13 protein-coding genes and 1 pseudogene are annotated in these 13,553 nt (G+C 56.8%); 2 read left to right on the forward strand and 12 right to left on the reverse strand.

Translation table 11 applies throughout. The annotated features are described in order from the left end of the window. Nucleotides 1-11 precede the first annotated feature (11 nt). From ACLI1O_RS04165 to ACLI1O_RS04210, 10 genes and pseudogenes are all read right to left on the reverse strand, one after another. A complete protein-coding gene (locus tag ACLI1O_RS04165; RefSeq protein WP_239269145.1) occupies nucleotides 12-725 on the reverse strand; it encodes an ATP-binding cassette domain-containing protein in 714 nt (237 codons plus the stop codon). 85 nt (nucleotides 726-810) lie between these two features. Beyond that, complete coding sequence (locus ACLI1O_RS04170) at nucleotides 811-1,470, reverse strand: response regulator transcription factor (RefSeq protein ID WP_239269144.1); 660 nt, start codon at nucleotides 1,468-1,470, stop codon at nucleotides 811-813. Next, nucleotides 1,463-2,641: a sensor histidine kinase gene (locus tag ACLI1O_RS04175; RefSeq protein ID WP_239269143.1), complete on the reverse strand. Its 1,179-nt coding sequence runs from the start codon at nucleotides 2,639-2,641 to the stop codon at nucleotides 1,463-1,465. Before ACLI1O_RS04175 ends, ACLI1O_RS04170 begins: the two co-directional genes overlap by 8 nt. 30 nt (nucleotides 2,642-2,671) lie before the next feature. Next, nucleotides 2,672-3,547, reverse strand: a complete 876-nt coding sequence (gene ppk2, locus ACLI1O_RS04180) for a polyphosphate kinase 2 (RefSeq protein WP_239269142.1) — start codon at nucleotides 3,545-3,547, stop codon at nucleotides 2,672-2,674. Between the two features lie 100 nt (nucleotides 3,548-3,647). Continuing rightward, nucleotides 3,648-4,487 (reverse strand): fumarylacetoacetate hydrolase family protein, encoded by an 840-nt coding sequence (locus ACLI1O_RS04185; protein WP_302518755.1) that lies wholly within the window; start codon nucleotides 4,485-4,487, stop codon nucleotides 3,648-3,650. A 5-nt stretch (nucleotides 4,488-4,492) separates the two neighbouring features. Next, nucleotides 4,493-5,026, reverse strand: coding sequence for an aminoacyl-tRNA hydrolase (pth, locus tag ACLI1O_RS04190; RefSeq protein ID WP_239269140.1), 534 nt, complete (start codon nucleotides 5,024-5,026; stop codon nucleotides 4,493-4,495). A 187-nt stretch (nucleotides 5,027-5,213) separates the two neighbouring features. Next, on the reverse strand, nucleotides 5,214-5,873 hold the full coding sequence (locus ACLI1O_RS04195; protein ID WP_239269139.1) for a 50S ribosomal protein L25/general stress protein Ctc: 660 nt from the start codon (nucleotides 5,871-5,873) through the stop codon (nucleotides 5,214-5,216). 469 nt (nucleotides 5,874-6,342) lie between these two features. Further along, nucleotides 6,343-7,317 (reverse strand): ribose-phosphate diphosphokinase, encoded by a 975-nt coding sequence (locus ACLI1O_RS04200; RefSeq protein ID WP_005279993.1) that lies wholly within the window; start codon nucleotides 7,315-7,317, stop codon nucleotides 6,343-6,345. Between the two features lie 16 nt (nucleotides 7,318-7,333). Then, nucleotides 7,334-8,779, reverse strand: coding sequence for a bifunctional UDP-N-acetylglucosamine diphosphorylase/glucosamine-1-phosphate N-acetyltransferase GlmU (gene glmU, locus ACLI1O_RS04205; protein ID WP_284771799.1), 1,446 nt, complete (start codon nucleotides 8,777-8,779; stop codon nucleotides 7,334-7,336). Nucleotides 8,780-8,848: 69 nt separating this feature from the next. Further along, nucleotides 8,849-10,045 (reverse strand): annotated as a pseudogene (locus ACLI1O_RS04210) (MFS transporter). 137 nt (nucleotides 10,046-10,182) lie between these two features. On the opposite strand from ACLI1O_RS04210, the gene ACLI1O_RS04215 reads away from it, so the two are divergent. After that, nucleotides 10,183-10,899, forward strand: a complete 717-nt coding sequence (locus ACLI1O_RS04215) for a trimeric intracellular cation channel family protein (RefSeq protein WP_239269137.1) — start codon at nucleotides 10,183-10,185, stop codon at nucleotides 10,897-10,899. A gap of 38 nt (nucleotides 10,900-10,937) precedes the next feature. Here the strand turns inward: ACLI1O_RS04215 and ACLI1O_RS04220 are convergent, their stop codons facing one another. Together ACLI1O_RS04220 and ACLI1O_RS04225 are read right to left on the reverse strand one after the other, a co-directional pair. Then, a complete protein-coding gene (locus tag ACLI1O_RS04220; RefSeq protein ID WP_239269136.1) occupies nucleotides 10,938-11,087 on the reverse strand; it encodes a hypothetical protein in 150 nt (49 codons plus the stop codon). 119 nt (nucleotides 11,088-11,206) lie between these two features. Next, nucleotides 11,207-11,833, reverse strand: coding sequence for an Ltp family lipoprotein (locus ACLI1O_RS04225; RefSeq protein WP_239269135.1), 627 nt, complete (start codon nucleotides 11,831-11,833; stop codon nucleotides 11,207-11,209). A gap of 739 nt (nucleotides 11,834-12,572) precedes the next feature. On the opposite strand from ACLI1O_RS04225, the gene ACLI1O_RS04230 reads away from it, so the two are divergent. Then, nucleotides 12,573-13,481, forward strand: a complete 909-nt coding sequence (locus ACLI1O_RS04230; RefSeq protein WP_239269134.1) for an NAD(P)/FAD-dependent oxidoreductase — start codon at nucleotides 12,573-12,575, stop codon at nucleotides 13,479-13,481. Nucleotides 13,482-13,553: the final 72 nt, after the last annotated feature.

Genomic DNA, 13,553 nt, shown 5'->3' on the forward strand with positions numbered 1-13,553 from the left:
GTCGATACTGGTTACTCATCGGTCTCACCATCTGCAGAAGTCAGGCGGAAGAATTCGGCTTCCAGTTCACCGCTGGGGGCCAGTTCCTGCAGGGAGCCGGAATACCGGATGGTGCCTTGGGACAGGATAGTGATGTCGTGGGCTAGGTGAAGGACCTCACCGAGTTGATGGGAGCTGACCACGACGGTATGGCCAGCGGCGGCGAGCTGCTGGAGGAGCTTTCGCAGCTCCGCGATGCCCTGTGGATCGAGTCCATTTTGCGGCTCATCTAGCAATAAGATTTCCGGATCGCCGAGCAAGGCCTGAGCTAAGGCCAAACGGGCTTTCATCCCAGTGGAAAAAGACTTTGCCTTCTTAGAACCAGCCCCGGCTAGACCAGCAATGTGCAAGACACGGTCGATTTCAGTATCGGGCAATCCGAGCAGACGGGTATGCACGCGGAGGTTATCCGTGGCGGACAGGTGGCCATAGAAAGCCGGCCCGTTAACCGAGGCGCCAACATGGTCGAGAACTTCCCGCGACCATGGTTTTCCGGCCACGCGCACCGTTCCCGAATCGGCGGGTAGCAGACCGAGGAAAATGGAAAACAAGGTGGACTTGCCGGCGCCATTTCTCCCGAGCACAGCGTGCACGCGGCCAGGTAAGACCTGAAAACTGATATCCCGCAGCACTGCCTGGGAACCAAAAGACTTTGTGATGTGTTCGAAAGCAACCTCATAGCTCATACCAAAAGTATGAGCTGCGCAACTATCGAAATCTTCCGCCTGCGAGACGGTCTTCGCGCCGGGGTAGTCCTACCACAGTAGGAGGCTAAGCAATGCCAGCTTTGTGCGCCAGCAGCACCAAAGCCACGCGGTCGCGTGCAGCTAGCTTGGACATCAGCGCAGAGACATGCGTTTTTACCGTGGTATCTGCGATAGACATGTGGCCGGCAATCTCGCGATTCGTGGCACCGCGCGCGATGAGCGAGAGAACCTCCATCTCGCGCCGAGTAACTAGGCTAAGTCCTTGGCGCTCGTGCGGACTAAGCTGGCTGTGCGTTAGCGCCTTGCGGTAGCCCTCTAAAACAGGGCCCGTTACCTGGGAGGCGAGGACAGACTCTCCCTTAGCAACGTCGCGTACGGCTTCTACCAGCACCTCTGGATCCGCATCTTTTAGCAAGAATCCATGCGCCCCCGCGGCAATAGATTGAGATACCAGATCCTCTTCATTGAACGTGGTGAGCATGATGATCCGGCAGTCAGGGGTGCGGGAGAGAATGGCTTGGGCTGCGGCGATTCCATCCATGCCAGGCATGCGTATATCCAAAATGGCCACATCAATGCGGTGGCGAAGTGCCAAGGAGACGGCGTCGCCTCCGGAGGCTGCGGTAGCCACCACCTCAATATCTTCCTGCGCGTTCAAGATGGTCGATAAGGCAGCGACGAGCATCGCTTGATCGTCTGCAAGCATGACGCGAATCTTAGGCATGGTTGTCCTTGTGTAATGGTAGTTCCGCAGCCAGTGTAAATTTCTGGGCATCGCCACTGCTGGTTAAGTGCCCGCCCAAGGCTTGGGCGCGTTCCTTAACTCCCACCAAACCCACGCCGCTGCCGGATACCTCACTGGGAGTCGGGGAAGAAGCGGTGGAGGTGAGGGTGACCCGTGCGGCATCGGAAAGCGTGAGCTTTAGCTGCACATGCGTGCCGGGGCCTTGGTGGCGCAGGGCATTGGTCAGCCCTTCAGAAATAATGCGCACCAGGGCCAGCTGAGTCAGCGCGGAAACCTCGTAGGAGGCAGGCAATTCCGCGTCAACCTCCAGGCCAGCGGTGCGAAAACCGTCGATGATGCCCTGTACGTGCTCGAGCTGGTGCGCGGGTTCTAAAGCCGCAGGCCCCGTGCTGCGTAGCGCCGTGACGATGCCGCGCACTTCCTCCAGCGCGGAATCCGCACCATCGCGAATGCTCTTCAAAGTGTCCTCTGCGGCGGTGGTATCAGTGCGCGCGGCGATAATCCCGGCATTAGCTTGGACCTTGATCAGGGTGAGGGAGTGGGCCAAGACATCGTGCAATTCCCGCGCGATGAGTAAGCGCTCTTCCTCCTGCGCTTGGTGGAACCGTTCTTGGGCTAAGCGCTCGCGTTGCCTATCCAAATCAAAATAGCGTGCGGCGATGAAATAGGCGCTGCCGAGCACCGCCCAATGTACCACCAGCAAAGTGATGTAGCGGCGATCGAGCTGGAAAGATAAGAGAAAGGACTCGGGGTCAATGCGCCACATCGCAGGCGATATAAAGGAACCCAAGAACGCGGCGGTAAGCACCGCGCGGGGAATTGAGCGGCGTTCCACGTAGCGGGAGGTAGCGTAGACGGCCATCGGCGCGGTCATTGCCCATGGAGTGACCCCGAGGTTCGCTGGTAGCTGGCTTATCCACGCCGCGGCCCACGCACCAAGGAGGACGATAAAGCCGGCTGCGCTGAGTACCGGTTTGGTACGCCAGACCCAGATGAAGGGCAAGAATAAAAGCGAAAGCGCTGCTTGGATGAGCTCGATAGCTCCTGGAGCCGCCCAAGCCCCGATGAGATAAAACAGCGCCATGAGCGCTGCCGCCGCGGTGAGGATTTTATCTCCCAAGCGTGCTTTGGCGACGGTGTCAGTGCTCATAGCAGGACATAGTAGTACGCCTTCGGGGGACTACTTCTTTTTGTCCTTCTTCTTGCCTTTCTTCTTATCCTTCTTTGTAGACGAGGCCTCTAGCTTGGCAGCTACATCCGGTACGTAGCGGAACTCTTCGCGGTCTGGGCGCTCGTAGGTCTTGCCATCGGAATCGGGACGGTGTGGGATCTCCGGCAGCTCGCGCTCGATCTTCTCGTAAGGGATGGTATTGAGCAAGTGCGAAATGACGTTGATGCGCGAGCGCTTTTTATCCTCGGACTCCACGGTGTACCACGGTGCGGTCGGGGTATCGGTGTGGATGAACATGGCATCCTTGGCGCGGGAATAATCCTCCCAGCGAGTAATGGATTGGAGATCCATGGGGGAGAGCTTCCAGCGGCGCAGCGGATCATTGCGGCGGGATTCAAAGCGCTTAATCTGCTCTTCATCAGAGACAGAGAACCAGTATTTGCGCAGGATAATGCCGTCTTCCACAAGCATCTGCTCAAAGGTGGGAGCCTGGTGCAAGAAGCGGACGTATTCTTGGTCGGTGCAAAAGCCCATGACGCGCTCAACGCCGGCGCGGTTGTACCAGGAGCGGTCAAAGATGACGATTTCGCCCTTGGTGGGCAGCTTTTCTACGTAGCGCTGGAAATACCACTGGCCCTGTTCGCGCGAGTTCGGGGCCGGAAGCGCCTCGATGCGGCAGGTGCGGGGGTTGAGGTACTGCGTGATGCGCTTAATGGCAGAACCCTTGCCGGCGGCGTCGCGGCCTTCCATGATGATGACCACGCGGGCGCCGGTCTCAACAACCCACTGTTGCATATCGACGAGCTCTGCTTGCAACCGCTCGAGCTCTTTTTCGTAGGCCTTCTTATTCAGCTTCTTAGGGGATGTGCTGCTTTTGGTGCTCATTCTTCCAGCTTAACGGCTTGGTGGCACTATCTAGAAAACTGGTGTGCCCTCGTTGGAGTGAGAACCCAGCCACAGCTTGTGCGGGGTATATGCAGCAGGCTTAGAGGCCGGGCTCGCCGTAGCGAGTGGTATTAGAAATATGGCCGAGCCCTTCGACGTCGATGGCTACCGTATCGCCATCCTGGAGGAATTGTTGCGGGTCGCGGGCAAAACCAACGCCTTCGGGCGTACCGGTCACGATGACATCACCGGGGTTGAGGGGATAGAGCTGCGAGCAGAATTCGATGAGGCCAGCGATGGAAAAGATGAGGTCATCAGTATTGTCCTGCTGGCGCACCTCGCCATTAACCGTGGTGGTAAGGCGCGCGTTACCACCTGGCGCCCATTCATCAGGGGTAGTGAGCCAAGGTCCAAAGCCTGCGGTGCGGTAAAAAGACTTGCCTGCGTGGAATTGGCTGGTCTGGCGCTGAAAATCGCGCAGGGTGTAATCATTCATGATGGCATACCCCGCCACGTAATCTAGTGCATCCGCGCGGGTTACGCGGTGCGTGCGCTCGCCGATGACCACCGCAAGCTCACCCTCATAGTCCAGCTTCTGGGTAGCGTATTCGGGGATATAGACGTCATCGAAGGGGCCGGTCAGGGCATCGGCGAACTTGATAAACAGCGTGGGGTGCTCGGGAAAGTCGCGGCCCATTTCCCGGATATGCTTGGCGTAATTAAGTCCTACGCAGATGATTTTTCCTGGCGTTGGGACGACTGCTTCTAAATCATGCTGATCAAAGACTATCGGCTCGCCAGATAGTTGTGCGGCCTTGCGCCAATCTTCGCTGCGCAGCAGCGCCCCTACGTCTTCGTAGTCCAGCTCCACACCCACATTATCGCCTTCAATGCGGATTGCGGAGGTGCCGAACGCGGTGCGAAGAGTAGCCAATTTCATGCCAGCTAGTCTAGCGCACTCCTTATTTCTGCTACCGCGTCAGCGCAGAGGCTGGGGATCTCCACCTTTTCTTGCTTGGACCACGGCTTGAGCACAAACGATGACGGATCCATCCGGCCTGGCGGCCTTCCGATGCCGATGGAAAGACGCTGATAGTCCTTAGTACCGAGCGACTTCGTAGTAGAGCGCAGACCGTTGTGCCCGTGATCGCCACCGCCTTGGCGCAATTTCACGGTCCCGAAGTCGAGCTCTAATTCATCGTGCACCACCACAATATCTGCGGGTGCCAGATGGAAGTACTGGGCGAGTGCCTTGATCGGCCCACCAGACAGGTTCATAAAGGACCGTGGTTTAGCGCAGATGACCTTGCGGCCGGATAGCATTCCTTCCGCGACCTCGGTATTCGTCTTCTTATGCACCGAAAAGCTGCTCATTAATTCACCGGCGAGCTCATCCGCAACGTCGAAGCCGATGTTGTGCCGCGTGCCGGAATATTTCGGGCCAGGATTGCCAAGGCCTACTACGAGTAGTGGAGTCACTGCATTATTGTCGCATAGATTGAAATTCTATTGGAAATACAAACCTATGCGGCACTGAATATGAACTTGAGTAGTAAGCCCAGAATTCGTGAACTTGCCGGACAAGATTTATAAAACCATCTATAAAACCACGACATCGCCGTGAGCAGCAATGCTCACGGCGATGTGTGCTTGAGGGGGTGAGAAATTACTCCTCGGAATCGTCGGATTTGGAGGACTCGCCCTCTTCGTCGACGGAGTCGGCACCAGCGTCGGCTCCGCCTTCCTCAGCAGCCTCAGCGGCCTCTTCGAGCTCCTCGTCAACCTCAGGCAGGGAGATGGAGAGGATAACGGTCTCTGGGTCTGCCACCAGGGTAGTGCCTTCCGGCATGGTGATGTCGGCGGCGGTGATGACCTCGCCGTCCTCGAGGCCCTCGATGGACAGCTCGATCTCTTCCGGAATGCTCAGTACGTCAGCCTCAACCATGAGGACGTCTGCGTCCTGGATGTGCATGGTGCCCGGTGCGGACTCGCCGGTCAGGGTAATCGGAACCTCAACCTCGACCTTCTCGCCGCGCTTAATCAGCAGCAGGTCAACGTGGTCGATGTCCATGGTGAGCACGTTCTGGTCAACGTTCTTGACCATGGTCAGGTACTGCTCACCCTCGATCTCGAGCTCCAAAACGGCGTTGACACCGTTGTTGCGAACGAGGGACTGGATGTCCAGCAGGGGCACTGCGAAGTGTACTGGCTCCTGGTCGCTACCGTAGATTACGCCGGGAACTTTCCAGTCGCGGCGCAGGCGGCGGGCGTAGCCCTTGCCAAAGACGGTACGTGGTTCTGCTTTAATGATTGGGCGCTCTGCCATGATGCAATCTCCTTTGTCGGTGTAGTGCGGCGAGGCTATCGAAGTTATAAAAACGACGAAAGCCTGCCGATGAACGTCTTGGACGAGTCATCGCAGGCGTCAATAAAAGCAACATGCTCTAACTTCAATCGCGTCGATAACGGCTTCCCAATTTTTGAGTCGCCCTCGCCGAGACTGAGTTAGATTAGCATCTCTCGGTCGATGAAACCAAAACCCGCCCCGTTAGTCTTCCTTCGCGCCCGTCCCGCCCGTCGCGCCCTTCGCGCTCACCGGCGGCGCGTATGACTGTAGCTCGGGTTGCGCGGTGAGCGCGAGGGGAGGGTGGGGAGAACGGCAGGCGGTAGTGCGGTAGTGCTTGCGTATACCTGCGACGCCCTTGGCGCTCACGGGGATGGAAAACACCGACACCCCGCCGTTCACGGTGAGCGCGAAGGGCGGGGTGTGAGGTGTAGTGCGATCGGTGGAACGCTTATGCGCGGTCGAAAAGGGTAGTTACAGAACCGTTTTCGAAGATCTCGTGGATGGTTCGAGCCAGCAGTGGGGCGATGGACAGGACCTTGAGGTTGGACCAGCCTTCGGTGGACTGCGGCAGGGTATCGGTGGTGATGACTTCCTCGGCACCGCACTCGGACAGGCGCTCGCGGGCGGGGTCAGAGAATACGCCGTGGGTACAGGCGATGATGACCTTCTTTGCGCCCGCTTCCTTGAGCACGCGCACGGCGCCGGCGATGGTGCCACCGGTGTCAATCATGTCATCGAGAAGCACGCAGTCCTTGCCCTCAACTTCGCCCACAACGCGGTTGGAGACCGTCTTATTGGCCTCGGTATTCGAGCGGGTCTTGTGCACGAAGGCCAGCGGGGCATCGCCCAGGTCGTGGGCCCACTTTTCGGCGACCTTCACGCGGCCGGCATCGGGGGAGACGACGGCGATGTTATCGGTGGCGTACTTGGACTTGATGTAGTCCGTCAAGATGGGCTGGGCGTGCATGTGATCCACTGGGCCGTCGAAGAAGCCCTGAATCTGGTCCGTGTGTAGGTCCACCGAGACGATGCGGTCCGCACCGGCTGCCTGCAGGAGATCTGCGACCAGGCGGGCGGAGATGGGCTCGCGGCCCAAGTGCTTTTTATCCTGACGCGCATATGGGTAGAACGGCAAGATCGCGGTGATGCGCTTGGCGGAACCACGCTTCAACGCATCGATCATGATGAGCTGTTCCATCAGCCACTTATTGAGCGGCTGGGAATGCGATTGCATGACGAAGCAGTCAGCGCCGCGCACGGATTCTTCGAAGCGGATGAAGATCTCGCCATTGGCGAAGTCCCGGGCGGTGGTAGGAACCAAATCGGTGTTAAGTTCCTTTGCCACTGCCTCTGCCAATTCTGGGTGTGCGCGCCCAGAAAAGAGCTTCATGTTTTTGCTACTACCAGTTACCTTACCAGTCATAGGAGAATATGCCCCTTTACTTTTCGTTGTCCTGTGCACGGGCTGCGGCTTCTGCCGCTGGGGTGCCCGGACGCTTCTTTTCAACCCAGCCTTCGATATTGCGCTGTTTGCCACCGGAGACTGCGAGTGCTCCCGCGGGAACATCGTCTTTAATTACTGTACCCGCACCGGAGTACGCGCCATCACCGACATTGACTGGAGCGATAAACATCGTATCCGAGCCGGTGCGCACGTGGCTGCCAATGGTGGTGTGGTGCTTGTTCACACCGTCGTAATTGACGAAGACAGAGGACGCACCGATATTGGATTCCTCGCCCACGGTGGCATCACCAATATAGGTAAGGTGCGGCACCTTGGTACCGCGGCCGAGCTCGGCATTTTTCGCCTCCACGAAGCCGCCGAGCTTGCCGTCTTCGCCCACGATGGTATTCGGGCGAATAAAGGTAAAAGGCCCAATCTTGGCGTTGACGCCGATGACGGAATCGCTGCCGTGTGTGCGGACCACGGAAGCGCCTGTACCAATCTGCATATTCGTCAACGTGGAATCCGGGCCGATCTCGGCATTATCGGCGATGCTCGTCGCACCCCATAGCTGAGTGCCGGGGTGGATGGTGACATCGGTGCCGATGGTGACATTAACGCCGATCCAGGTGGTCTCTGGATCGACGATGGTGGCGCCACCGCGCATGGCCTTTTCCACCATGCGGCGGTTGAGCTCGCGGCCGGCAGCGGCCAGCTGCACGCGGTCATTGACGCCGGCTAGTTCCTGTGGATCCGCGGCCACGTGCGCACCCACGCCATGCCCGGCGGTGCGGGCGATTTCGAGGACATCGGTAATGTACAGCTCGCCCTGCGCATTATTGGTATCAAGCTTGGTCAGGGCATCGCGCAATGCTGCCGCATCGAAAGCGAAAACACCGGAATTGACCTCATCAACCAGGCGCTGTTCTTCGGTGGCATCCTTGTGCTCCACGATGGCGGACACAGACCCATCCGTGTCGCGAATGATGCGGCCATAACCGGTGGGATCTGCAAGGCGCATGGATAACACCGTGACCGCATTGCCTTGAGCGGTGTGGGTATCGCGCAGCCCCTCGATGGTTTCTGGGGTCAAAAGCGGCACGTCACCATTGGTAACGATGATGGTGCCTTCGAAATCAGAAATCGGGGAAATCCCGCAGGACACGGCATGGCCGGTACCGCGCTGTTCATCCTGCACGGCCTGCACGATCTCACGGTCTAGCTCATTCGAAATCTTTTCTACGACGGGTGAGACCTGCTCGCGCTGGTGGCCCACGACGGTCACGAGATGGTCCGGATTGATTCCCGCCGCGGCGTGCAGCGCGTGTCCAAGCAGCGTGCGACCGCCAATTTCGTGCAAAGTCTTTTGCTTTGTGGATTTCATGCGCGTGCCGGCACCCGCCGCGAGGACGACGACGGCACTTGGAATAGTTGCTTCCACGGTCAACAAAACTCCTGGGGGTTGAGTTTGATTAGTTCTTCGGGCTTCATCTTATAGTCCCTATTTCAACTATGTGCGAGAAACCTCCTTAAGGCTGCCCGCGCGCCACACTCCAATAAAGCCAACGAGCGCCAAGAAAATCAACGCCGCTTCTGGTCCCGCGAGAGCAATGACGGAGGAAATACCACCCATGATGAGCAAAATGATGCCCATCATTGTATTCGCGGCACCCACGTACTGCGTCCTTTTATCGCCGCCCGCCATATCCACCACGTAGGTCTTTCGGGCCACGCGGACTGCCGTATGCGCGAGGTTGACAGCAAAGAAGCCGAGAGGCATGACCCAAGCATTCACGGAGTCTGGGGCCCAGTGGGAACTAGCCACGATGAGCAGAATGATGACGGAGGAAATGGCCGCACCAGCCGCCATAGTGTTCTTGGAGGATCTATCCGAAAATATGCCAGAAACGCGCCCGCCTACGAGCGAAGCCAGGCCGGAGGCAAGCACGAAGCCGTAGATGCCGGAAAGGTCATCGTGCAGCAGTATGATAAATGCGGTAGAAAGCGCCGAGACCAGCAACAGAGCGCGAACGATGACGAAGTTGCGGAACTGGGCATCGCCAGTAAAAAGCTTCCAGGTATCTGACCACCAGCTCTTATCGATGCCTTATTGTTCCCCCTCCGGCACTGGCTCTTCCACGTGCGAAAATACCCACGTGGCAATGCCCCAAGTAGAAGCGCCGACCAATAAAACGATGCCCATAGTGGAAATCGTGAGATCCCCCAAGAGGAATAAGATGACACCGGCCAGCAGGGTGGCCCCGCCGCCCAAGGCCGCTGCGGATCCGGTGACCCGGCCGCGCTGGCCCTTGGAAATCGTGCGCGCCTGCACGTCCTTGCCGGCGATGGAACACAACGCGCGGAACAGGGAAAGCGCCGCCAGGGCGAGAAGCACGACCACGCCCAGCCATGCGCCGCGGATAAAGAATGCGGCAAGGGCAATCACGGCGGCGGAGATGGCTTGGCCGGTCGAGCCGATCATCCACAGGCGCTTGCGGGCGCGGTGCGTGGTCACCCAGGGGGTAAGAGCGGCCTGCGGCAGCATGGAGCCAGATTCCCGGATAGGGGTAAGCAGGCCGGTAAAGAAGGCGGGGACGCCTGCCGCATTAAACAGCGCTGGCAGCACCGTTTTGGAAGCAACGATCTGGTCGCCTAAATTTTGCAGGCCATTGGACCAGATGAAGTACCTAGCATTTGAGTTAGACATGAAAGAACTTTCGAGATAACCGAGACAAAGCGGGATAACACTGTAATCCGGTCAGAAGAGACCGTCGATCAACTTTACTCGCTTCCTACCCCTGGAAAGGGCGAAACCGCTGCGATCGGCTATGTTCAGTAGTTGTTATGCATGACGTGGATCCCCTCATCAACACGATGTACCAGGCCTTCGATCTGATCGGAGTGGCCTTGAACGGCATCATCGGTGGCACGATTGCTCGCCGCCGCGAATTCGACATCGTGGGATTTATCTTCCTCGCCTTATTTTCCGGCCTGGCTGGCGGCATGATCCGCGACATGCTTATCGATGATGGCCCTGCCGCCGCTATTTCAGATCCTTGGTACTTGGGCCTTGCCTGTGCCGGGGCGCTGACCGCCTTCCTCATGGAGCTGAAGGGAAAGGCGTGGGAGATTTTCCGCGAGCACGGCGATGCCATCATTTTGGGTATGTGGTCTACCACCGGTTGTGTGAAGGCACTGGCTGCGGGTATGCCCATGATCCCGTGCGTGTTTTTAGGTGTCTTAACCGCCGTCGGCGGGGGAATGGTCCGCGATGTCGCCTCTGGACAAATCCCGTCCATTTTTGGCGGCAGCCCCCTCTATGCGGTGCCTTCTATCGTCACAGGCATCGTCATGGTGACCTTTGCATCCAATGACCAATTCGCCATGGGGATGGTGGTTTCCCCAATCATCGGCAGTGGCATGGCCATCATTTCCTACTGGCGGGGATGGGTCCTGCCCCGCGCCGGAGTCGCGCCAGTGAACTACACCGCGGCACAGGTGGCCGCGATTGCGAAGAAGGCGGAGCTAAAAGGCTTTCGCCGCGGTCGGCGCAAACGCTAGCGGTTTAGACGGCGCGTAGGACCGTACCGTGGCCGACTTTAAGGCAGGTTGGTGACGATGGCGATGATGACAAGGATAATAAGGACAAGAACGCTCCACCTAAGGAACGGATCCTTGGTTAGGGGCAATGGCTTCTGGGAATCGTCATCACCAGGTTCCGGGGTAGACGTGGAGTGTGGATCGGTCATGGCAGGAATCCTTTCGAGTGCAACATTGCCGCAATGCTAGTGAGGGCGACTATAAGCGTCGCCCTCAAGCAAGAGCAAGGTCCCTCGGCGGAGTTGCGCTAGTACCCTGTGGGGTACGACTACAGATTATCCACTGCGTACTGTGCTTCTTCTGCGGTGAATTTTTCACCGTATTCGCTGACGAGTTGGTCATAGATAGCATTGGGTGACATGCTCATCGTTTCTTCGTAATCGCGGGCCGTTTGAAGAGCATTATCGTGGTAGTCCGCTTCCAAATTATCAATGGCGTACTGGGCGGCTTCCGGGCTGAATTGTTCGCCGTACTCGCTGCTGAGCTGGTCGTACAATCCCTGCTTGGACATGTGCATGGTATCTGAGTACACCTTGGCACTCTTCAAAGCATTCTTGAATTCGCGCGGGACATCTTGGTCTTCGCTTCGTTCTTCTGGCTGATTGTCGTGCTCATCGCGAGCATCGTCGTCCGCGTTTATTTCTTGGGCTTCTTCCTCCGGGGCGGCCTCTACAGTGCCTTGCTGGGTGGTCTGGTCCGTAGAGCTTTCGCTGGTTTTATCGTCGCTACCGCCCATATTGGCGATGATGGCGATAATGATGAGGACACCGATGATGATTGCGCCCCACTTGAGGCAGCCGCCCTTTTTCTTTTGGGGCTGCTCAGAAGCCGGCTGCCCAGCTGCTGGTTGACCAGCCGGTTGAGAATTATCGGAATAGGGGGATGGAGAGGACATGGTGTGGGTTCCTTTCAAAGTGAGTGAGAGAGGGAAAGAGGAAAGTTTTCCGACATTGGCTGCAAAAGCGCAGCAGTGGTCGAGAGCGATTAGCGCAGCGGATCCTTGGCAACGGACGGTACTGTCTTGAATATCTCCCAAATCAACGACAATGTTGCAGGAATAGAACTCTCGGACTGGAGTGCCAAATCCATTGGGAAAATCAACGTGGCCGAAGGCGTGGTATGTACGTGGCGATTCAGTTATTGAATCTGCCGACTGGATATCAATATCTTCTGGAAAACTGACTCCACCGGGGTACTTGGCACGGCGGGTTACATCCTCGCGGCATTTGTCTAAAGCGGCCTCAGTGTCTTGGGCTTCGCTTATTTTCAGCATGGAAAAAATAAAGGCCACAAACACCACGAGGGCGGCCCCAATAAACAATAGCCAGAACCAACCACCGCTTTAAAAGCGGCTTTTCCACGTTTGCTGATGGAAGTGGCGCAGGAGTTTCAAGGGAGGGAGACGAGTAAGGAGAGTTGTCCAACGCTTTGGTCTTTCGGAAGAGAGATAATGAGTGATTATTGCCGATGCACACCCCCAGCATCTGGCTGTAGTGTGAAGTAGCAATGGTTTAACTAAATCAACTGGTTCGGACATAAGTATGCAGGCGAGCAAGGAAAATCGCCTATGTGTACGAAAATTGTAGATTGCCTTGACTTTCCTTGGCTTAAAGTAGGGTAAGGAAAAGATTTCTATGAGAGTGGACGTAGTAATTATTGGTGGCGGATTCGCGGGCACTTCTGCGGCTATTACCTTGGCTCGCGCGAATCGGTCTGTCGCGTTAGTGGACTCAGATCAGCCACGCAATAGGTTTAGCGAGCATTCCCACGGAGTTTTAGGATTCGAATCTGCATCGCCTGTTCAAATGCTGGAAAGTGGCCGCCAAGAATTTCAATCGTTCGGCGGAGAGGTCATCCCTGAAACTGCGAAGTCGCTTATGCCTGCTGAGGACCACTCGCATAGGTGGAAAACCGAATTGGAAAGCGGCGACGCCATTTACTCGAGCCATGTAATCGTAGCTACAGGTATCACTGACAAATTGCCGGACATCCCTGGCCTTGAACAGTTGTGGGGCAACCGGGTCTTTCACTGTCCTTATTGCCATGGTTATGAGGCCAAAAATAAGAACCTGGTCGTTATTGGTGGGAAGAACCCTCCATTTACTTTCCGTATAACGAAGCTGCTCACTAAGTGGACGGATCGAGTGACTTTCTATCCACATGGGCTGGAGCTTTCCCAGGATGAAAAACGCCTTATGGAATCGCTAGGAATCACAATTGAACCTAATTCGGTGCAAGGGGTTAGAGAATCTGAACGCTTTGATGGCGGCGTAGTACTTGACGTTGGGCAGAAAAAGAAGGAATACGAAGCTTGTTTTACCGGTCCCGAATTTGTTCCTAATGACTCACTACTTAAGCAAGCCGGATGCGCTGTAGAACACGGTTGGGTTAAAGCGGACTCTGGGATGACGTCACTGGAGGGTATTTGGGCTGCAGGAAATGTCATAAGCTCCCCAGACCAAATGCCGCAAGCCATGGGCGCTGGAGCCGCCGTTGCCATTAAGGTGGATCAGAAGATGTTTGATGAGGATATCTCCGGCTGAAGGATTTATACTTTTGTTGCTCATGCTGGAGATTGGATAGTGGTGGCTTCTCCTCAAAGAACAAACAAGTGG

It is taken from the genome of Corynebacterium sp. LaCa78 (genome assembly GCF_046717505.1).
Classification (GTDB): domain Bacteria; phylum Actinomycetota; class Actinomycetes; order Mycobacteriales; family Mycobacteriaceae; genus Corynebacterium.

Bases quoted from the DNA above. Each gene is read 5' to 3' on its own strand.
- ACLI1O_RS04170 (WP_239269144.1), bottom strand. From the start codon at position 1,470: ATGCCTAAGATTCGCGTCATGCTTGCAGACGATCAAGCGATGCTCGTC.
- ACLI1O_RS04185 (WP_302518755.1), bottom strand. From the start codon at position 4,487: ATGAAATTGGCTACTCTTCGCACCGCGTTCGGCACCTCCGCAATCCGC.
- ACLI1O_RS04225 (WP_239269135.1), bottom strand. From the start codon at position 11,833: ATGTCCTCTCCATCCCCCTATTCCGATAATTCTCAACCGGCTGGTCAA.
- ACLI1O_RS04215 (WP_239269137.1), top strand. From the start codon at position 10,183: ATGCATGACGTGGATCCCCTCATCAACACGATGTACCAGGCCTTCGAT.
- ppk2 (WP_239269142.1), bottom strand. From the start codon at position 3,547: ATGAGCACCAAAAGCAGCACATCCCCTAAGAAGCTGAATAAGAAGGCC.
- ACLI1O_RS04175 (WP_239269143.1), bottom strand. From the start codon at position 2,641: ATGAGCACTGACACCGTCGCCAAAGCACGCTTGGGAGATAAAATCCTC.
- ACLI1O_RS04200 (WP_005279993.1), bottom strand. From the start codon at position 7,317: ATGACTGGTAAGGTAACTGGTAGTAGCAAAAACATGAAGCTCTTTTCT.
- ACLI1O_RS04230 (WP_239269134.1), top strand. From the start codon at position 12,573: ATGAGAGTGGACGTAGTAATTATTGGTGGCGGATTCGCGGGCACTTCT.
- ACLI1O_RS04165 (WP_239269145.1), bottom strand. From the start codon at position 725: ATGAGCTATGAGGTTGCTTTCGAACACATCACAAAGTCTTTTGGTTCC.
- ACLI1O_RS04195 (WP_239269139.1), bottom strand. From the start codon at position 5,873: ATGGCAGAGCGCCCAATCATTAAAGCAGAACCACGTACCGTCTTTGGC.
- ACLI1O_RS04220 (WP_239269136.1), bottom strand. From the start codon at position 11,087: ATGACCGATCCACACTCCACGTCTACCCCGGAACCTGGTGATGACGAT.